The organism is Ferrovibrio sp., assembly GCF_036381655.1.
GTDB lineage: Bacteria > Pseudomonadota > Alphaproteobacteria > Ferrovibrionales > Ferrovibrionaceae > Ferrovibrio.
On the sequence record NZ_DASVCJ010000024.1, the window covers coordinates 1 to 19,413 of the forward strand.

Annotated in this window: 14 protein-coding genes; 6 read left to right on the forward strand and 8 right to left on the reverse strand. The window is 66.9% G+C overall.

Translation table 11 applies throughout. The features are described 5' to 3' along the window. The 6 genes from VF194_RS04815 to VF194_RS04840 form a co-directional block, all read right to left on the reverse strand. Nucleotides 1-1,905: copper-translocating P-type ATPase (locus tag VF194_RS04815; protein WP_330888572.1), on the reverse strand; the 1,905-nt coding region annotated here is incomplete at its 3' end. 113 nt (nucleotides 1,906-2,018) lie between these two features. After that, nucleotides 2,019-2,855 carry a ferredoxin--NADP reductase gene (locus tag VF194_RS04820; RefSeq protein WP_330888574.1) on the reverse strand — a complete coding sequence of 279 codons (837 nt, stop codon included), beginning with the start codon at nucleotides 2,853-2,855 and terminating at the stop codon, nucleotides 2,019-2,021. 198 nt (nucleotides 2,856-3,053) lie between these two features. Next, on the reverse strand, nucleotides 3,054-3,770 hold the full coding sequence (locus tag VF194_RS04825; protein ID WP_330888576.1) for a ribonuclease activity regulator RraA: 717 nt from the start codon (nucleotides 3,768-3,770) through the stop codon (nucleotides 3,054-3,056). A 10-nt stretch (nucleotides 3,771-3,780) separates the two neighbouring features. Further along, nucleotides 3,781-4,110 (reverse strand): ferredoxin family 2Fe-2S iron-sulfur cluster binding protein, encoded by a 330-nt coding sequence (locus VF194_RS04830; protein ID WP_330888578.1) that lies wholly within the window; start codon nucleotides 4,108-4,110, stop codon nucleotides 3,781-3,783. Between the two features lie 70 nt (nucleotides 4,111-4,180). After that, nucleotides 4,181-4,564: a group III truncated hemoglobin gene (locus tag VF194_RS04835; protein ID WP_330888580.1), complete on the reverse strand. Its 384-nt coding sequence runs from the start codon at nucleotides 4,562-4,564 to the stop codon at nucleotides 4,181-4,183. A 296-nt stretch (nucleotides 4,565-4,860) separates the two neighbouring features. Beyond that, on the reverse strand, nucleotides 4,861-6,018 hold the full coding sequence (locus VF194_RS04840) for a cysteine desulfurase family protein (protein ID WP_330888582.1): 1,158 nt from the start codon (nucleotides 6,016-6,018) through the stop codon (nucleotides 4,861-4,863). Between the two features lie 117 nt (nucleotides 6,019-6,135). Here VF194_RS04840 and VF194_RS04845 point away from each other — a divergent pair, with 117 nt between their 5' ends. After that, nucleotides 6,136-6,822: an alpha/beta hydrolase gene (locus VF194_RS04845; protein ID WP_330888584.1), complete on the forward strand. Its 687-nt coding sequence runs from the start codon at nucleotides 6,136-6,138 to the stop codon at nucleotides 6,820-6,822. A gap of 777 nt (nucleotides 6,823-7,599) precedes the next feature. On the opposite strand, the gene VF194_RS04850 is transcribed toward VF194_RS04845, so the two are convergent. After that, on the reverse strand, nucleotides 7,600-8,700 hold the full coding sequence (locus VF194_RS04850; protein WP_330888598.1) for an anhydro-N-acetylmuramic acid kinase: 1,101 nt from the start codon (nucleotides 8,698-8,700) through the stop codon (nucleotides 7,600-7,602). Nucleotides 8,701-8,808: 108 nt separating this feature from the next. On the opposite strand from VF194_RS04850, the gene tyrS reads away from it, so the two are divergent. Next, on the forward strand, nucleotides 8,809-10,065 hold the full coding sequence (tyrS, locus tag VF194_RS04855; protein ID WP_330888586.1) for a tyrosine--tRNA ligase: 1,257 nt from the start codon (nucleotides 8,809-8,811) through the stop codon (nucleotides 10,063-10,065). A 129-nt stretch (nucleotides 10,066-10,194) separates the two neighbouring features. On the opposite strand, the gene VF194_RS04860 is transcribed toward tyrS, so the two are convergent. After that, nucleotides 10,195-13,437 (reverse strand): AsmA-like C-terminal domain-containing protein, encoded by a 3,243-nt coding sequence (locus tag VF194_RS04860; protein ID WP_330888588.1) that lies wholly within the window; start codon nucleotides 13,435-13,437, stop codon nucleotides 10,195-10,197. A gap of 299 nt (nucleotides 13,438-13,736) precedes the next feature. Between VF194_RS04860 and VF194_RS04865 the strand changes: the two genes are divergently transcribed. From VF194_RS04865 to VF194_RS04880, 4 genes are all read left to right on the forward strand, one after another. Then, a complete protein-coding gene (locus VF194_RS04865) occupies nucleotides 13,737-16,682 on the forward strand; it encodes a bifunctional [glutamine synthetase] adenylyltransferase/[glutamine synthetase]-adenylyl-L-tyrosine phosphorylase (RefSeq protein ID WP_330888590.1) in 2,946 nt (981 codons plus the stop codon). 17 nt (nucleotides 16,683-16,699) lie between these two features. Then, on the forward strand, nucleotides 16,700-17,176 hold the full coding sequence (locus tag VF194_RS04870) for a peroxiredoxin (RefSeq protein WP_330888592.1): 477 nt from the start codon (nucleotides 16,700-16,702) through the stop codon (nucleotides 17,174-17,176). A gap of 286 nt (nucleotides 17,177-17,462) precedes the next feature. Continuing rightward, nucleotides 17,463-18,818 (forward strand): M23 family metallopeptidase, encoded by a 1,356-nt coding sequence (locus tag VF194_RS04875; RefSeq protein ID WP_330888595.1) that lies wholly within the window; start codon nucleotides 17,463-17,465, stop codon nucleotides 18,816-18,818. Further along, nucleotides 18,775-19,278 (forward strand): polymer-forming cytoskeletal protein, encoded by a 504-nt coding sequence (locus VF194_RS04880; RefSeq protein WP_330888597.1) that lies wholly within the window; start codon nucleotides 18,775-18,777, stop codon nucleotides 19,276-19,278. The genes VF194_RS04875 and VF194_RS04880 overlap by 44 nt, the downstream gene beginning before the upstream one ends. Nucleotides 19,279-19,413 lie beyond the last annotated feature (135 nt).

Consider the following 19,413-nt stretch of genomic DNA (forward strand, 5'->3'; position numbering starts at 1 on the left):
GCCGACGTCCGCCGCGGCGAGCGCCGGCGCATCGTTGAAACCGTCGCCGGCCATCGCCACGCGGGCACCCTGCCGTTTGAGTTCCTGAACGAACTGCTGCTTGTCCGCCGGGGAAACCCCCGCGCGGACGTCGTCAATCCCGAGCTCTCGCGCCACCGTCTCGGCGGTGCGCGGATTGTCGCCCGTGCACATGATCACCTTGATCCCGAGCCCGTGCAGCGTGCGGATCGCCTCGGGCGTGGTGCGCTTGATCGGATCCGCCACCGCCATCAGGCCGAGCACCCGGGCGCCGCGCGAGACCCAGATGACCGTCCGGGCCTGCCGCTCCAGTTCCTCGGCGCGATCGCGCAGGTCCGCCGGAACGTCGCCACCCCCGCCGTCGAGCGCCAGCTTGCCAACGCGAACGGTCTCGCCCGCGATCACGCCGGTCACGCCGCCCCCGGTCGTGCTGGCGAAGTGCTCCACCGCCGGAATCTCGACGGCCTCCTGCTTCGCGCGGTTCACCACAGCTCGCGCCAGCGGATGTTCCGACGGCGATTCCACCGCAGCCGCGGCGGCCAGCAGATCGCGCGCGCTCACGCCCGGCGCCGGGATGATGTCGACCACTTCCGGCCGCCCGGCGGTCAGTGTTCCGGTCTTGTCGGTGATCAGGTGCGTGATCGTGGCCGCGCGCTCGATCGCCTCGGCATTCCGGATCAGGATGCCGTGCCGGGCGCCCTTGCCGACACCGACCATGATCGACATCGGCGTCGCCAGGCCCAGCGCACAGGGACAGGCGATGATCAGCACCGAGACCGCCGCGAGCAGGCCGAAGGCGAAGCGCGGCTCGGGCCCCCAGAACGCCCAGGCGGCGAAGGCGGCGATCGCCACGGCGATGACCAGCGGCACGAACCAGCCGGCGACCCGATCGGCAAGCCGCTGGATCGGCGCGCGGCTGCGCTGCGCCTGCGCCACCATCTGCACGATCTGCGACAGCATGGTGTCGCGGCCGACCTTTTCGGCCTGCATGACGAAACTGCCGGTCCGGTTCATCGTGCCGGCGATCACCCTGGCGCCCGCCTGCTTGGTGAGGGGCATCGATTCGCCGGTCACCATCGATTCATCCACCGAGCAGCGGCCCTCGATCAGCGCGCCATCCACCGGCACCTTTTCGCCGGGTCGCACGCGCAGCCTGTCGCCGACGGCGATCTGATCGAGAGCGACCTCCTCGTCGCTGCCATCGACGCGGATGCGCCGCGCCGTCTTTGGCGCCAGATCGAGCAGGGCGCGGATCGCGCCCGAGGTCCGCTCGCGGGCGCGCAGCTCCAGCACCTGGCCCAGCAGAACCAGAACGGTGATCACCGCCGCCGCCTCGAAATAGACCGCGACGGTTCCGTCCGCGCCGCGGAAGGCCTGCGGAAAGACCTGCGGCGCCGCGGCGGCGGCGACGCTGTAGAGCCAGGCGATGCCGGTGCCCATGGCGATCAGCGTGAACATGTTGAGGCTGCGGCCGATCAGCGAGGCCCAGGCGCGGACGAAGAACGGCCAGCCGGCCCAGAGCACCACCGGAGTTGCGAGAAGGAGCTGCGCCCAGTTCGAGACTTGCGGCGCGATCAGATGATGGATGTCGAACAGATGCCCGCCCATCTCGAGCAGAAAGACCGGCAGGGCCAGGATCAGCCCGATCCAGAAGCGCCGCGTCATGTCGGCCAGTTCGGGATTCGGCGCCGCCCCGGCAACGGCCGTCTCCGGCTCCAGCGCCATGCCGCAGATCGGGCAATGGCCGGGGCCGGGCTGGCGGATCTGCGGATGCATCGGGCAGGTATAGATCGTGCCGGCCGGCATGGGTCCGCCCGGCGCATTTTTATCGGAATGCCCGTGGTGATGCCGGTGCTGGTGCTGATGCGCCGCGGCAGGAATGTCCATCGCCCCCCTCCTCGCAGGGAAGGATATATGGCGATGCAGCCTAATCCATATGGCGCGGGCCGATTTTGACCTGCCGCAAGCCTGCCATATGGGAAGCCTGCGCCGCGCCAGCCCTACTGCTCGACGAAGGCCTTTTCGATCACATACTGGCCGGCGCCGGTGGTGGAGCCTTCCTGCCAGCCCCAGCCGTCCAGCATGTCGCGCATCTCGGCCAGCATGGCCGGGCTGCCGCACAGCATGATGCGGTCGGTCTCGACATTCAGCTTCGGCAGGCCGAGATCGCCGAACAGCTTGCCGCTGCGGATCAGATCGGTGACGCGGCCCTGGTTGGCGAAGGCCTCGCGCGTCACGGTCGGATAATACAGCAGCTTCTGCTTCACTTCCGCGCCGAAGAACTCGTTCTGCGGCAGCTCGTTGCGGATGAAGTCGTGATAGGCAAGCTCGGCCCTGGTGCGCACGCCATGCACCAGCACGACGCGCTCGTAGCGCTCATAGGCCTCGGGGTCCTTGATGATCGACATGAACGGCGCGAGGCCCGTGCCGGTGCCGAGCAGATACAGTGTCTTGCCGGGCAGCAGATTGTCCTGCAGCAGCGTGCCGGTCGCCTTCTTGCCGACGATGATCTTGTCGCCGACCTGGATATGCTGCAGCCGCGAGGTGAGCGGGCCGTCGGGCACCTTGATCGAGAGGAATTCGAGGAACTCCTCGTAATTGGCGCTGACCATCGAATAGGCGCGCAGCAGCGGCTTGTTGTCGACGATCAGGCCGATCATGGCGAACTGGCCGTTGATGAAGCGGAAGCTGGGATCGCGCGTCGTTTTGAAGGTGAACAGCGTCTCCGTCCAGTGATGGACGTAGGTTACGGTCTCCTCGCGCAGATTGCCGCCGGGCTTGAGCAGCGGGTGGCTCGGGGCGGTCGTCTGGACGGCGGCGGCAGTGGCGGTATTCATGGCTCGGCTCGACTTGGATCAGGGGACAGCCTGCGCTGACCGAAACGGGAGATGACGCAATTAAAGGGCTAACGGCGTCTCGGCCATAAATCATATGTGTACATATAATCTATTTCCGCAGCCTTGTGGAGTCAGAGATTCCGTATTCTCCACAAAAAATCAAGCCTTCTATTTTAATCACACTTTGATATAGTTCAATTACCGCCCCTTGGCTTTCCGCCAGGCTTCGAAATCCACCTTGGTCTGCGGATCGGTGGCCGGATACAGGCCGAGGATCGAGCGGCCGTTGCGCACCTGCTCGGTGACGAAATCCTCGAACGCGGTCATCTCCACGGCTTCGGCGGCGATCTCGTCGGCGATTCCGGCCGGAATGACGATCACGCCCTCGCCGTCGCCGACCACCACATCGCCCGGGAAGACCGGCACATCGCCGCAGCCGATCGGCACGTTGATGTCCATGGCCTGATGCAGGGTCAGATTGGTCGGCGCCGAGGGGCGGTTGTGATAGGCGGGAATCTTGAGCTGGGCGATCTCCGGGCTGTCGCGGAAGCCGCCATCGGTGACCACGCCGGCCACCCCGCGCACCATCAGCCGGGTGACCAGGATCGAGCCGGCCGAGGCCGCGCGCGCATCCTTGCGGCTGTCGATGACGAAAACGGCGCCGGGCGGGCATTCCTCGACCGCCTTGCGCTGCGGATGGCTGCGGTCCTGAAAGACGGTGATCGGGTTCAGATCCTCGCGCGCCGGAATGTAGCGCAGCGTGAACGCCTCGCCGACCATGTTCGGCAGCGACGGATTCAGCGGCCGCACATCCTGGATGAACTGGTTGCGCAAGCCCCGCTTGAACAAGGCCGTGCTCAGCGTCGCCGTGCTGACGGTCTTCAGCCTGTCGCGGGTTTCCGGTTTGAGCGCCATGAATCCTACCCTATCCCATCATGTTTCTGGTTGCGGCCGGCAGCTTGACCACCAGGCCGTCGAGTTCCGGCGTCATGATCAGCTGACAGCCGAGCCGCGAGGTCTTGGTCAGCCCGAAAGCCAGATCGAGCATATCCTCCTCGTCGGGCCTGGCGGGGGTCAGCTTGCCGTACCACTCCGGATCGACAATGACATGACAGGTCGAACAGGCCAACGAGCCTTCGCAGGCGCCCTCGATATCGACGCCATGCTTGTGCGCGATCTCCAGCACCGACAGCCCAACCGGCGCATCGACTTCCAGGCGCTTTCCGTCCGGCTGGATAAACGTCATTTTCGGCATTCACAAACTCCTTGCGGCTGCCGGGATATACCGTCCGCCCCGCCCCCCGGCAACCCGAAGCCGCAGACCGTCACGCCCGGCGCGGCTGCCGGGCATGGATGGCGCGCAGCCGCCGGTCGACGAAGATCGCCGCATCCAGCACCCGTTCCAGCGCGGCCGGCGGCAGCGTCTCCTCGGCGCTGACCTTGAACAGGGCCAGCCAGCGGTCGAAATGCGCCGGCTTCATCATCAGTCCGCCATGCGCGCCCATGACGCAGCCGCGGTAGCGGTCGCTGCCCAGCAGCACGCGCGACCAGAAATCGGCGACCACCTTCAGATGGCCGTCCCAGTCGGCGATCGCCATCCGAAACAGCGGCCCCAGCAGCCGGTCGGCCTTTACCCGGTCGTAGAAGCGGCGCACCAGCGCCTCCACCATCGCCTCGTCGACCTGGGGCTGCGCCGCCCGATCCTGCATGGCCCATCTCCACTTTCAGCAGCTGCAAATGCGCCCTGCCGGATAGGCCGCCCGTCCGCCGGGCGCTTTGCGCAGGATCAAGAAATGCCCTTCGCCCCGTTCCTCTCCGTCCCGCTCCGTCTCCCGCGGCCCCTCTCCGTCGCTCCCGCGCAGGCGGGAGCCCAGAAGTCGGGCACCCCGATCGCATGCCGGGCGGCGGCGCCGAATGCCCGCCCTCGCAGGCATGAACAATCAGATCAACTTTACGGAGAATGACGTATTTTCAATATTATGCATACAATACAGAACCTAACACATCACTTCTTCTTCCGGTCCCACAAGGCCGTCCAGGCCGCGGCCGCGCGGTCGATATCCTCCGCCGTGGTGTCCCAGCCGAGGCTGAAGCGGATCGCCTCCCGTGCGGCCGGCTCGGGATAACCCATGCCGGTCAGCACATGGCTGGGCGTGACCTTGCCCGAGGAGCAGGCGGAGCCGGCGGAAACCGCGATGCCCGCCAGATCGAGCGCCATGACCTGGGTTTCGGCCGGCACGCCGGGCATGCCGATGCACAGCGTGTTGGGCAGGCGCGGCACGCCGTTCCCATAGACCGGAGCCTCGGGGCAGGCCGCCAGCAGCGCCGCCTGCAGCCGCTCGCGCAGGGCGGCGACGCGGGCCGCCGTCTCGGGCAGGGCCTGGCGGGCGGCTTTCGCGGCGGCGCCGAAGCCGGCGATGCCGGGCAGGTTTTCCGTGCCGGCGCGCTGGCCGAGCTCCTGCCCGCCACCGCGCAGCAGCGGCGCCGGAATCCAGTCGTCGCGGGTCACCAGCGCCCCCACCCCGGTCGGGCCCCCGATCTTGTGCGCCGAGAGGCTGAGCAAGTCGCAGCCGAGCGCCGCCATGTCCACCGGGATCTTGCCGGCGGCCTGAACGGCGTCGCATAGCAGCAGCGCGCCATGCTCATGCGCCAGCCGCGTCGCCTCGGCCACCGGCTGGATCGCCCCCGTTTCGTTATTGGCCAGCATCAGCGCCACCAGGGCCGGCTTGGGGGACTCGGCGAGCGCCTTCTCCAGCGCCGGCAGCGAAACCGCGCCGTCGCGGCCGGCAGGCAACGCGACGGTGGGGATGTCCATATGGCGGCCCGGCCGCAGCACCGAGTCATGCTCGATGGCCGACAGGATCAGGCCGGCGCCGCCCGTCTGGGGTGCGGCATGGCTGCGGAACAGCTTTAGCGCCAGGTTGTTGGCCTCGGTGCCACCGGAGGTGAAGATCACCCGTTTCGGCTCGCCCCCGACCAGTTCCGCCACGGCAACGCGCGCCTGTTCGATCAGCGCACGGGCGGCGCGGCCGAAGCGATGCACCGACGAGGGATTGCCCGGTGCGTCCAGCGCAGCCAGCATTGCCGCCTTCGCCTCCGGCCGGACCGGGGCGGTAGCGTTGTAGTCGAGGTAGACGGGCGCCGGGTTCGCTCCAGCAGTCATGCTTATCCCTGCTTTTTAAGCTTGAATTTCGCGCTGCCAACTATGGTAAAACGGTGGCCGCTTCAACCGATAATCAACGCCGACGCTTCCCTTCTGCGGCGAAAGTGACGAACCGCAATGCCTGACATCATCTTCCCCGGTCCCGATGGGCGGCTGGAAGGCCGTTACAGCCACGGGCCGGAAGCCAATGCCCCGATCGCCCTGGTCCTGCATCCGCACCCGCTCTATGGCGGGACGATGAACAACAAGGTCGTCTACAACCTTTTCCATGTTTTCTCCAAGCGCGGCTTCTCGGTGCTGCGATTCAACTTCCGCGGGGTGGGCCGCAGCCAGGGCAGTTTCGATCAGGGCGTCGGCGAGCTTTCCGATGCCGCCGCGGCTTTGGACTGGCTGCAGAGCGTCAATGCCAATGCCTCTGCCGTATGGATCGCCGGCTTTTCCTTCGGCGCCTGGATCGCCATGCAGCTTCTGATGCGGCGGCCGGAAATCGACGGCTTCATCGCGGTGGCGCCGCCGGCCGGCATGTTCGATTTCGGCTTCCTCGCCCCCTGCCCCTCCTCCGGGCTGATCATCCAGGGCAGCGACGACAAGATCGTCTCCGAGCCGGAAGTCGCCAAGCTGGCCCAGCGCCTGTCGCTGCAGAAGGGCATCAAGATCGACTACAAGAAGATCCAGGGCGCCGATCATTTCTTCGAAGGCAAGCTCGACGAATTGACGACGGCGGCCGACAAATACATCAAGGCCTCGCTGGTGCCGACCTCGGCCCGCGCCGGCAAGGGCGCGTTGGGCGGCAGCGAGGGATAGGCTTCTTTCATTTGGCATTGCCGGCATTGCCGCGCCCATTCCAGGGAGCGGGCGTCCGGGCGGTCGGAGAAAGCCTGCTCGCCCAGCGGATTATCCGGCCCCGCCAGGTCGATGATGGTGCCATACAGGCTGGCGCGCGAGGGCGGCGGCTTTCCCTCCGCATGCCGCGGCGGGGTATAGGCCAGCGGATGGCCGCAGACACTTGGCGCACTGGCACTTGGCCCACCGGCACTTGGCCCACTGGCACTTGGCCCACTGGCACTTGGTCCACTGGCACTTGGTCCGCTGTCACTTGGTCCGCTGGCACTTGGCCCGCCGGCATCCGGTTTGAGCCGGTTCTGGCCGGTTTCGGTCCGCTTTGCGTCGCGTTCGGTCCGGTTTGAGTCGGATTCGGGTCGATTTGAGTCGGTTTTTTGCATCTTCCGGCTTAACCGCGCCAGCCGCCGACCAGCAGCTTGGCCGCCCGTTTCCAGTCGGTGCGCGGCCTGCCGGGACGGGATCGGCGGCGGCCGGCAGAACCGGGTTCGATAGCGATGGACATGGCTCATCTCTTGATGTGAGGATGAGAACATAATATGTATATAGGAATGTAAACTCTGGCAAGCAAGGCGATCGGCTACGCATCGCTGAGCGGCCAGGCGAACGCCGTGGAAGGGGAAGATCGCCACCTCAATATCTGTTCTTCTACTTCCTACTCCGTTCAAATGACACAAGTGTATTTTTAGAAGCAGATATAGGCCGGCCCGCAGCCGAGGGTGACGACGCGAATTTTTCGGATCAGCTCTTGTAGAGTCGCCCGCCGCCGACCGGCCGCGGCACGCCCGTGGTGGCGGGCAGGCTGAGCGGCAGGCCGCGCACGGCGCGGGCGGCGAGGAAGGCGAAGGCCTCGGCTTCCAGGTGATCGCCGCGCCAGCCGACGGCATCCACCGTCTCGACCGGCAGATCGAGATGCCGGGTCAGCAGCCGCATCATCGTCGCGTTGTGCCGTCCGCCGCCGGCGACGAGGCAGCGGGTCGGTTTTCGCGGCAGATGCTCGAGCCCGCGCGCAACCGCGGCCGCCGTGAAAGCGGTCAATGTCGCCGCGCCATCCTCGGCGGCAAGCGGCGCAACGATGCCGGCGGCGAAGGCGGCGAAATCGTCGCGGTCGAGCGATTTCGGCGGCCGTGCCTGAAAGTAGGGATGCGCCAGCAGCTTCGCCAAAGCCGCTTCGTCGATCCGGCCTCGGGCCGCGAATGCGCCGCCCTCGTCCTGCGGCTGGCCGGCATGCCTGCGCATCCAGTCGTCGATCAGCGCATTGCCCGGCCCGGTATCGAAGGCGATCAGGTCGTCGCCCCCTTCGTTTTCCGACGCGCTGCCGATATAGGTGACGTTGCCGACGCCGCCGAGATTGAGCACCAGAAGCGGCGGCTGAAACCCGGCATGGCGCGCCAGCGCGGCATGATAGAGCGGCACCAGCGGCGCGCCCTGACCGCCCATCGCCACATCCTGGCTGCGGAAATCCGAAACGGTGCCGATGCCGGCAAGGCCGGCCAGAAGCGCGCCGTCGCCGATCTGCCAGGTGCGGCGCTGATCCGGCCGATGCAGCACGGTATGGCCATGGAAGCCGAGCCAGGCGACATCCGCCGCCCGCATCCCCGCCCGGTCCAGCAGGGCGCGCACGGCCTCGGCATGGGCGATGGTGATGGCGCGCGACACCGCCAGAACCTCTCCCGTTCCGCCCAGGACTTTGCGCAGCCTGTCGCGCAAAGCGGCCTCGTAGGGCATGGTCAGCGCCGGGCCGAATTCCGCGATCCGCTCGCCATCGGTGCGCAGCAGCGCCGCATCGATGCCGTCCATCGAGGTGCCGCTCATCAGGCCCATGATCCAACAGGGCTGCATCCGGTCAAAAGAGGACAAGGCAGGAACGCCCGGAACTAGGAGAATCGGAACCCGTATGTTAGACCAACGGGCCGCTTAAGCCTATTCCAAGCCCATTCCGAGCCGATCATGACCGAGTACCGATCCGATTTCCTGCAAACGATGGCCCAGCGCGGCTATCTGCATCAGGCGACCGACCCGCAGGCGCTGGATGCGCGCGCGCAGCAGAAGCGCGGCATCATCGCCTATGTCGGCTATGACTGTACCGGGCCGAGCCTGCATGTCGGCCATCTGCTCTCGATCATGATGCTGCGCCGGCTGCAGCAATTCGGCCACAAGCCGATCGTGCTGATGGGCGGCGGCACCACCAAGGTGGGCGACCCCTCCGGCAAGGACGAAACCCGCAAGCTGCTGAGCACCGAGGACATCGCCGCCAACATGGCGAGCATCAAGAACGCCTTCAGCCGCTTCGTCACCTTCGGCGACGGGCCGTCGGACGCGATCATGGCGAACAACGCGGACTGGCTCGACAAGCTGCAATATATCGATTTCCTGCGCGATTACGGCCGGCACTTCTCGGTCAACCGCATGCTCAGCTTCGATTCCGTCAAGCTGCGGCTCGAGCGCGAGCAGCCGCTCAGCTTCCTCGAATTCAACTACATGATCCTGCAGGCCTACGACTTCGTCGAACTGGCGCGGCGCTGCGACTGCAATCTGCAGATGGGCGGCTCGGACCAGTGGGGCAATATCGTCAACGGCGTCGAGCTCGGCCGCCGCGTGCACAATCTGGAACTCTTCGGCCTCACCTGCCCGCTGCTCACCACCGCGGCCGGCCACAAGATGGGCAAGACGGCCAGCGGCGCGGTCTGGCTCAACGAGGACATGCTGCCGACCTACGATTACTGGCAATACTGGCGCAATTGCGAGGATGCCGATGTCGGCCGCTTCCTCAGGCTGTTCACCGATCTGCCGCTGGATGAGATCGCGCGGCTGGAACGGCTGGAAGGCGCCGAGCTGAACGAGGCGAAGAAGATCCTCGCCACCGAGGCGACCGCGCTGTGCCGCGGACGCGAAGCGGCGGAGGCCGCGGCCGAGACCGCGCGCAAGGCCTTCGAGGAAGGCAGCTTCGGCGGCGCGCTGCCGGTGGTCAAGGTCGAACGCGCGCGGCTGGAGGCCGGCATCGAGGCCTTCGCGCTGGTGCTGGAAGCGGGCCTGGCGAAATCCGGCGGCGAAGCGCGGCGGCATATCCGCGGCAATTCGATCAAGCTGAACGACAAGCCGGTGGCGGACGAGACGCAGCGCATCTCGGCCGCCGATCTGGGCGGCGACGGCCGCCTGCGGCTCAGCTTCGGCAAGAAGCGCCACGTGCTCATCGAAGCGGCGTAGACTCTCTTATCGTCCGGCCCGTCGCCCGCGGACTTGATCCGCGGGTCTCCCGAGCCCCTTCCGAAGATGCCCGGGTCGAGCCCGGGCATGACGGCGCTTATCTACCACCTACTCTGTTATCTACGTTATCTACGGCTCGCGGCGCGGTTCGGGAACCGCCGGACGGCCATCCTCGCCGGGCTTGCCGTCCGGCTTGCCGTCCTGCGCGCCGTTCTCCGTCGGCGCCTTGAAGATGTTGCGCAGGAATCCGGGCGCCAGCGCCGATAGCGGATTGATGGTGAATTGCGGATCCTTGCTGGAGCCCGAGACGGCGAAATTGACGCCGATGATGCCGTCGCCGACGAAGAGATCGCCGAGCACCGGTATCTTGCCGAGAATGGTGTTCAGCACGAAGGCCGGCACGGCGGTGCCGCTGATATTGGTGGTGTCGGTCTTCTGGTTGATCGTGCCGGAAAAGGTGATGCCGATCTGCGGGCCCTGGAAGCGGCTCTGCTGCAGGGTCAGTACGCCGTCCTCCTGCGTGAACGGCACCTCGCCGCGCTCGAACTGGATGCCCTCGCCCGACAGGAGGTTGGACAGGCCAGTGAACGAGCCGGCGCCGAACAGGCGCGCCAGAAACGGCGCATGCACGGCGCGGACATTGGTCACGATCATGCTGCCCTTGAGCGGAGAGCCGGGCTTGGTGTCGTCGTAGCGCGCGGAAATCGTCATCGTGCCGCCCTTCATGTCGGTGATGCCGAAGAAGTGCAGCATCGCGCCGGCATTGTCGGATTTCAGCGCCACCACGCGGCCGCCGAGTTCGGGCGTCAGCGTCATGGTGACGCCGCCGGTATCGGCGAAGCCGCCGGTCAGGCTGACATGCTGCAGATGCTGCGGCGTACGCTCGGCCGTGACATCGAGGTTGCGCATCTCCAGATCCTTGTCGATCACGGCTTCGTCCAGCCGCAGCGACAGCACCAGCCGCGGCTTGGGCCGGTCCGGCGCGGCGCCCGCCGCCTCGCCGCCGCCGAAGACATCCGCGGCAAACGGCGTCAGGTCGTAGCGCTTGCCGCGCAGATCGATCTCGGTATCGCCCCTGGCGGTCACCACGACGCGGCCGGCGATCTGATTTTTGCCCTGGCGGAAATCGGCGATCTCGATGGCGAAACCGCCGCTCGCCGGCAGCACCGCCTTGCCGCGCAGGGCAAGATCGGCACCGCTGAGCTCGATGTTGTCGATCTGCACCGGCTGGCCCGCCTTGGTGCGCAGCAAAAGCCGGCCCTTCGCCGCCTGGCCGGCCGGCTTTTGCAGATGCGCGTCCTCGACCTGCAGCGCCGCCGCGGTCAGATCGAATTCGCCGCCGATCGCGGTTTCGCCGCCGCGCCGCTCCTCGATCTGCAAGGTGGCGTCGACCGGCCCGCTGACATATGGCGTCAGCGCATAGCCGAGCGCCTTACGCTGCCCGTCGTCGGCGCGGCCCTTGATGCTGTAGCGCGCCGTCACCGCGGCCTTGGCGCTGAATTCCTCGCGCCAGCCGATCTGCAGCGGCACGCCGTTCAGCGCCGCCTCGCCGCCGGCATCCAATCCCTTGTTGTCGACCTTGAGCGTGAGATTGCCCTGGCTGAGATCGTAGCGCCCGAGCAGGCCGGGCATGGCCAGATCGGTCAGCGTGGCCGAGGCATCGACGACGATATCGTCCATCTTCAGGCTGGAGACGAGCGGAAAGCGCAGGCGCCAGTTCACCACCGCCTTGCCGCCGACGCTGGTGGGCTTGATGCCGAGCTTGGACGGAAAGCCGAGCGGCTTGTTGTCGATCAGCGCCAGCACATCGGCGCTGCTGCCGCTGGCGACGCTGCTGATATCGGCGCGCGGCGCCTTGTCGTCCTGCAGGCCGCCGATGCGCACGGTGCCCGGCCCGACCTGCAGGGGGCCGACCCTGGCGCTCTCGACCGACAGCGTCAGGCCTTCCGCGCTCAACGCGGCGACGCCCTTCGCGCCGGTCAGCTTGGGCATCGGCGGCAAATAATCGGCCTGCAGCCCGTCGAAGGTGAAATCCAGCTTGATGGCTTCGGGCGGAATCGGGCTCTGTCCGGACAGCATCTCCGGCGTCAGCCTGGCGGCGAAGCGGCCGGCCGATACCCTGCCGTCATGGATATGCTGCGTGATCCACTCGCGCGCATTCTTCGCCATCCCGACCGGCCAGTACCGGCCGAGCGCATCGGCCTGCAATTCGAAGAACTGGCCCTGCACGTCGACGCCGACGCGGCGCTCGGGCGTGAGCTGCAGGTTGCCGGCGAACGAGATGCGGAAGCTGTCGGCGAAATCCAGGCTCGCCTGCTCGACATGGAGCTGGCCGCCGCTGGCATCGACCAATCCCTTGAACTGCGCCGAATTCAGCTCCAGCGGCGCGGCCAGGCCCGGCGCCTGCACCCGGCCCTCTCCGGCGCTGAAATCGAAGCCCAGCGCGAGCTGCCGGCCATCCTCGCCGACCGTCAGCTCGAGATTGCCGGCCAGCGGCGCCTGCAGGTATTCGAGCGGCGCGAATTCGGGAATGACATCGGCGAAATCGGCCGGATCGACCTCCTTGAAGCCGAGCACGAGGCGGGCCGAACGGTCCGCGGCGGCATAGTCGGCGTTCAGCGTCAAATCGATGCTGCGGCCGCGCCAGTCCAGCGTGCCCGAGCCGGTGGCGAAGGCATGGCCCTGGCCGCGCTGCACCACCATCTGCGCGCCGGGAATCACCCAGCGCTGGCCTAGCTTCCAATCCTCGATGATCAGCCGGTCGGCCAGGATCGAGACCGTCTGCAGCTGGCCGAGCGGATCGTCCGCATCGGGCGAGCGCGACAGCAGGTCGAACACGCTGGCGAACATCGCCTGGGCGACGCGCTCGGGCGGCTGCTCGGGCAGCTGGTCCGGCTGGGCCGCCGGCGCCGCCTCCTGCATGTCCGCGGTTTGCTCTTTCGCGGCCTGCTCTTTCGCCGACAGGCCGAACAGGAAGCGGCCCTCCTTGTCGCGGACCAGGCGCGCCTCGATGCCGCTGGCATGCATGTATTTCGGCGCGATCACGCCGCGCAGCAGCGAACGGCCGCTCAAGGCCATGTCGACCACCGGCACGATGAGCGCCACCCGTTCGTCCTCGACCCGGTAGGCGACATCGGTCAGGCGCAGATTGAGGCTCTGGTCCCGCTCGGACCAGGCGACGACCACATCGCCGATATCGGCCTTGATGCCGAGGCGCGGAATCGTCAGCGCCTCGCTGATATACGGAGCGAGAAAGTCGAGCGATACCGGGCCCTGCATGACCCGCCAGGCAAGCGCGCCGCCGAGTATGGCCACGGTGACCAGCGCCGCCGTGGCCCAGCGAACCAGTAACCGACTCCATCGCAAAACCACGCGCGCCCTCGTTCTCGTTCCTGCAAGGGCCGCCGCTGCTTGACCCTTGTCCAAGTTTAGCCGAACTTGCCGACCGGCACGAGGGGAACACCATGCCCAAGACACCGGGGCCCAAAAGGCCGGGGCCCAAGACACCGAAGCCCAAGACACCGAGGCCCAAAACAACGACGGCTTCGTCCCAGGCATCGTCCCAGGCATCGTCCCAGGCATCGTCTCCGGCATCGTCTCCGGCATCGTCCGCGCCTGGCCACTTCGCGCCGGACTGGCGCGGCCTGCCGGCGGCCTACGACCAGGAAGCTTTGGCGCGCGGCTATGAAGCCTGGGCGGAGACGCTGGCCGAATTGCCCGACCGCGCGCAAGCCAAACGCCTGGCCGCGCTGACAAGGAAGGCCGCCGCCAGGCGGCTGTTCGATTGTCTGTTCGGCAACAGTCCGTATCTGACCCAGCTTGTACTACACGAGCCGGAAACGGTTTCCCTGCTCCTGGAATATGGACCGAATGCCGCCTGCGACCACGCCATAGAGGCGTTGCGGGCCGCCGAGGCGGCAACGGAGGAGCCCGAGGATTTCGCCGCGCCGCTGCGGCGCGCCAAACGCCAGATGGCGCTTGCCATCGCGGCAGCCGATATCGCCGGGCTGTGGAGCCTGGAGCAGGTCACCGGCCATTTGAGCGATTTCGCGGCGCTCGCCGTCGACAGCGCCATGGCGGTGCTGCTGCGCGCGGCGGCCCGGCAGGGCGAATTCGAGCTGACGTCGCCGGACGATCCCTGCCGCGGCTCGGGTTTCGTCGCCATCGGCATGGGCAAGCTGGGCGCGCGCGAGCTCAACTACTCGAGCGACATCGACCTGATCATGCTCTACGACCAGGAGGTGATGCGCTATACCGGCCGCCGCTCGGCGCAGGAAAGCTTCATCCGCCTCACCCAGCAGCTCGTCCGCCTGCTCAGCGACCGCACCGAGGACGGCTATGTCTTCCGCACCGACCTGCGGCTGCGGCCCGATCCGGGCTCGACGCCGGTGGTGCTCTCGATGGCCGCGGCCGAGACCTATTACGAAAGCTTCGGCCAGAACTGGGAGCGCGCGGCGATGATCAAGGCGCGGCCGGTCGGCGGCGACATCGCCGCCGGCAAGGGCTTCCTGCAAAGGCTGACGCCTTATGTATGGCGCAAGAATCTCGATTTCGCCGCCATCGAGGACATTCACTCGATCAAGCGCCAGATTCACGCCCATCGCGGGCATGGCGAAATCGCCGTGGAGGGCCACAACATCAAGCTCGGCCGCGGCGGCATCCGCGAGATCGAATTCTTCGCCCAGACGCAGCAGTTGATATCCGGCGGCCGCGACACCCGCCTGCGCGTCTCCGGCACCTGCGGCGCGCTGCATGCGCTGGTGGCGACCGAGCGCCTGAGCCTGGCCGCCTGCCGCGAGCTGATCGCCGATTACGAATATCTGCGCCGGGTCGAACACCGGCTGCAGATGATCGCCGACGAACAGACGCATACCTTGCCGGCCGATGCAAACGGCCTCGCCCATCTCGCCTGCTTCCTCGGCGAGCCGGATGCGGACCGGTTCAGAGCGCGCATGCTGGCCACGCTGCAGCGGGTGAAGGCGCATTACGACGCGCTGTTCGCCGAAGCGCCGTCGCTGGGATCGGAAGCGGGCAGCCTGGTTTTCACCGGCAAGGACGACGATCCCGACACGCTGCAGACCCTGCGGGAGCTTGGCTTCGGCGATCCGTCGGAGGTTTCGGCCATGATCCGCGGCTGGCATTTCGGCCGCTATCGCGCCATGCGTTCGGAACGCGCGCGCGAAAAGCTCACCGCGATCATGCCGCATCTGCTCGAATCCTTCTCCCGCACCGGCAGCCCCGATGTGGCGATCCGCCGCTTCGATCACTTTCTCGCCAGCCTGCCGGCCGGCGTGCAGCTCTTTTCGCTGCTGCAGGCCAACCCGGCAGTGCTGGACACGCTGGCCGAGGTGCTGGCGGCGGCGCCGCAGCTTGCCGATGCGCTGGCCGGCCACAGCGCATTGTTCGACAGCCTGCTGGAATACGGCAGCCAGCCGGCGGTATTCGATGCCGCAGTCCTGGCCGGCAGCCTGAAGCGGCAGCTTTCGGCGGCGCGCGATTTCCAGGACGTGCTGGACTGGACCCGGCGCTGGACCAGCGAACTCAAGCTGCAGGTCGGCATCGGCCTGTTGCGCGGCACTTTGGACGGCGAGGCCGCCGGCGCGGCGCTGAGCGCCATCGCCGATGTGGTGCTGGAGGAATTGCTGGGCCATGTCACCGCCGAATTCGAGGCGCAGCATGGCAAGATCCGCAACGCCAAGCTGGCCGTGCTCGGCATGGGCCGGATGGGCAGCCGCGAGCTGACGCTGGAATCCGATCTCGATCTGGTGCTGATCTTCCAATGCCCGCCGAATGCCGGCGAGTCGAAGGGCCCGCGGCCGCTGACGCCGGGCCTTTATTTCAGCCGGCTGTGCCAGCGCTTCATCAACGCGATCACGGCGATGACCGGCGAAGGCCGCCTTTACGAAGTCGACATGCGCCTCAGGCCGAGCGGCAATGCCGGCCCGATTGCCGTCGGGTTCGAGGCCTTCGCCGAATACCAGCGCAAGGAAGCCTGGACCTGGGAGCATATGGCGCTGACCCGGGCGCGGCCGGTCTGCGGCACGCCGTCCCTGTGCCGCGATATCGAGGCCCTGCGGCGCGAGGTGCTGACCGCCAGGCGCGACGAGAAGCGCCTGCTGGCCAATGTCGCCAGCATGCGCCAGCGCATGGCGGCGGCGCAGCGCAGCGCCGGGCCGTGGGACCTGAAGCGCCAGCGCGGCGGGCTCACCGATCTGGAATTCATCGTGCAGTATCTGCTGCTGCGCCACGGCCATGATCATCCGGCCATCCTGCACAGCAATCCGGTCGCGGCATTGCAGGCGATGCAGCAGGAAAAGCTGCTTGACCGCGATGCGATCCTACGCCTGATCGAGGCGGCGCGCCTCTACGCTACCCTGCTCTCGGCGACGCGGCTGGCCGGCAAGGAAGAGGCCGGCGATCCGCAGCTCTGGCCGCCGGCCTTGAAGCGGCGCCTGCCGGCCCTGGTCAAGGCGGCCGATTTCGACGCCATGTCGGAACGGCTGGCCGATTGCCAGCGCGCCGTCTTCGCGCAATTCGAGGCGCTGGTGGAAAAGCCGGCCGCGCCGTATCTATCGATGGCCGATTCCATCGGCGCCGGCTCGCCCGGCTCGGAATAGCACGACGGAGCAGGATCATGAGCGAAACCAGGACACTTGAAATCGGCGACAAGGCCCCCGCCTTCCGGCTGCCGACCGATGGCGGCGGCAAGGTCGCGCTGAGCGATCTCAAGGGCAAGATCGTGGTGCTGTATTTCTACCCGAAGGACGATACGAGCGGCTGCACCAAGGAGGCGATCGACTTTTCCGCCGCCAAGGCGAAATTCGACAAGCTCGGCGCCGTCGTCATCGGCTGCTCGCGCGACAGCGTCGCCGCCCACGACAAGTTCAAGACCAAGCACAAGTTGAAGGTCACCCTCGCTGCCGACGAGGCCGGCAAGACCACCGAAGCCTATGGCGTCTGGGTCGAGAAAAGCCTGTATGGACGCAAGTATATGGGCATCGAGCGCGCCACCTTTCTCATTGACCGGACGGGAAAAATCGCCGGCATCTGGCGCAAGGTGAAAGTGCCCGGCCATGTCGAGGCCGTGCTGAAGGCTGCCCAGTCAGTTTAGAATCAACCGCTTGTGCCGGTTATGCACAGGGTGTGGATAACCGGCGAGACATCAGTTAAGTATGTGTTCGGACATATTTTTTTCCGAAATCGGGGTCGAATCATCCTTGCATTAACCAACCCAAATAGGCCCTAATCCTCCCCGTCGGCAGAGCGATTCCAAGCACGCACAACCGGGGGGCTGAGTGACGCGACGCGCAAAACGGCAATGGCGGGAGTTGCGCGACCGCCTATTCCCAGAGCGGCAGATCATTTTCCGCAGCCGCGGTGATGTTCGCTATGTAGCTTTGTCCACCCGCGCCCAACTGCTGATGGCGGCCGGCATCGTCGGCTTCGCCGGCTGGGTCGGCTACTCCTCCGTCAATGTCTTCTACCGCGACGCCATGCTGGAGGCGCGCGACCGCCGCATCGCGGAACTCAGCCAGGCCTATGACCGGCTGGCGGCCGATTTCGACAAGAACCAGGAGAGTTTCCTCGTCGCCTCGCGCGACCTAGAAGAGCGCTACCACCGCCTCTACGACATGGCGATGAAGCAGCGCATTCCGGCCGAGGGCGGCGCCCCCGCCGCCGCCAATGGCGGCGAAGCCAAGGTCGCGGCCAAGCCGAAGGATGCCGCAAAGGATGTGAAGATGGCTGCGGCGCCGGCCCCTGCAACGGCCCCGGCACCGGCACTGGCCCCGGCGGTGGCAGCCGCACCGGCCGAAGACAAGAAAACGGCCGGCGGCAAGGCAGACGACAAGCAGACGGAAGTCGCTTCGGCTGCAACCAGCGACGCCGACGATACGACGGCGTCGAGCGAAGATCTCGAAGGCATGCTGCGCGAATCGAAGGCCACGCGGCCGCCGCTGCCCGAGGTCAAGCCGGGCGATCTCGAGACGCGCCTGCTGGCGCTGCGCAGCCGGCAGCGCGAACTGCTCGACGATCTGGCGCAGCGCACCGAAGCCAGCGTCGCCAAGATGGAAAAGGCCCTGGCGCTGACCGGCCTGGACATCAACGCCATGCTGGCCCGCGCCGCCGAGGCGCGCGCCGATGTCGGCGTCGGCGGCCCGCTGCGCACACTCGGCACGCCCGAGAAGGGCGGCAATGCCGCCGCCGTGAACGGTGTTGCCGTCGCCTCCGCCAGCACGCAGTTCGACCGCGACGTCATGGCGGTGGAAGGCAATCTCAGCCATTGGGGCGATCTGCTCGCGCTGGCCCAGCGCCTGCCGCTGGCGCTTCCGATGACCGGCGATGTCGAGCGCTCCAGCGGCTTCGGCCGCCGGCTCGATCCCTTCACCAAGCAATGGGCCTATCATGCGGGGATCGATTTCATCGGGCCGTTGCGCTCGCCGATCATCGCCACCGCACCCGGCGTCGTCGTCTTTGCCGGCCGCAAGGGGCCCTATGGCCGCACGGTGGAGATCGACCACGGCCTGGGCATCAAGACCCGCTATGCGCATATGAGCTCGATCACGGTGCAGACCGGCGATACCGTGGCCTATGGCCGGCAGGTCGGCACCATGGGTTCGACCGGCCGCAGCACCGGTCAGCATCTGCATTACGAAATCCTGCTCGATGGCGAGCAGATCGAACCAGGCAAGTTCATCGAGGCTGGCTATCATGTTTTCAAGCAGCAAGAAGACCAATCCGCAGCCCGTAAGTAAGCAGGCGCCGCCCTCGATCCTGAGCGCCGGCCTGACCGTCAACGGGGATCTGAACAGCGAAGGCGAAGTGCAGATCGATTGCGTCGTCAACGGCGACGTGACCGCCATGCGGCTGGCCATCGGCGAGAATGCGCGCGTGGTCGGCGAGGTGATGGCCGAGCACGTGCTCATCCGCGGCGAGGTGATCGGACGCATCCGCGCCAAGTCGGTGGAACTCGACAAGACCGCCAAGGTGCGCGGCGACATCTGGCATGAGCTGCTGTCGATCGCCGCCGGCGCCAAGATCGAAGGCCTGTGCAAGTTCGCCGAGAATCCGCGCGAGACCGTGCCGGCCAAGCTGAGCGCGGTCGAAGCCGCCGACGAGAAGCCGGCCGCCAAGATCGCGGTCGCCAAGCCGGACGGCAAAGCGGGCGATCTGCCGCTGGCCGGCATCGCCCGCGCCAGCGTGGCGACAAGCTAGAGCGTAGTTCGATGTCTCTGAATCGTGTCTTGGGACCTGTTTGAGACGGTGGTGAGTCCTTTGTGAGTCGGCGCCGGTTTTGGGTTTCGGGTTTTCGACGAATCAGATTCACCATCCCTGCTGGTAGGAGGTCAG

What these genes read in the sequence shown, in the direction of transcription:
- VF194_RS04820 (WP_330888574.1), bottom strand. Translation starts at nt 2,855, where the DNA reads ATGAATACCGCCACTGCCGCCGCCGTCCAGACGACCGCCCCGAGCCAC.
- VF194_RS04825 (WP_330888576.1), bottom strand. Translation starts at nt 3,770, where the DNA reads ATGGCGCTCAAACCGGAAACCCGCGACAGGCTGAAGACCGTCAGCACG.
- VF194_RS04830 (WP_330888578.1), bottom strand. Translation starts at nt 4,110, where the DNA reads ATGCCGAAAATGACGTTTATCCAGCCGGACGGAAAGCGCCTGGAAGTC.
- VF194_RS04835 (WP_330888580.1), bottom strand. Translation starts at nt 4,564, where the DNA reads ATGCAGGATCGGGCGGCGCAGCCCCAGGTCGACGAGGCGATGGTGGAG.
- VF194_RS04840 (WP_330888582.1), bottom strand. Translation starts at nt 6,018, where the DNA reads ATGACTGCTGGAGCGAACCCGGCGCCCGTCTACCTCGACTACAACGCT.
- VF194_RS04845 (WP_330888584.1), top strand. Translation starts at nt 6,136, where the DNA reads ATGCCTGACATCATCTTCCCCGGTCCCGATGGGCGGCTGGAAGGCCGT.
- VF194_RS04850 (WP_330888598.1), bottom strand. Translation starts at nt 8,700, where the DNA reads ATGCAGCCCTGTTGGATCATGGGCCTGATGAGCGGCACCTCGATGGAC.
- tyrS (WP_330888586.1), top strand. Translation starts at nt 8,809, where the DNA reads ATGACCGAGTACCGATCCGATTTCCTGCAAACGATGGCCCAGCGCGGC.
- VF194_RS04870 (WP_330888592.1), top strand. Translation starts at nt 16,700, where the DNA reads ATGAGCGAAACCAGGACACTTGAAATCGGCGACAAGGCCCCCGCCTTC.
- VF194_RS04880 (WP_330888597.1), top strand. Translation starts at nt 18,775, where the DNA reads ATGTTTTCAAGCAGCAAGAAGACCAATCCGCAGCCCGTAAGTAAGCAG.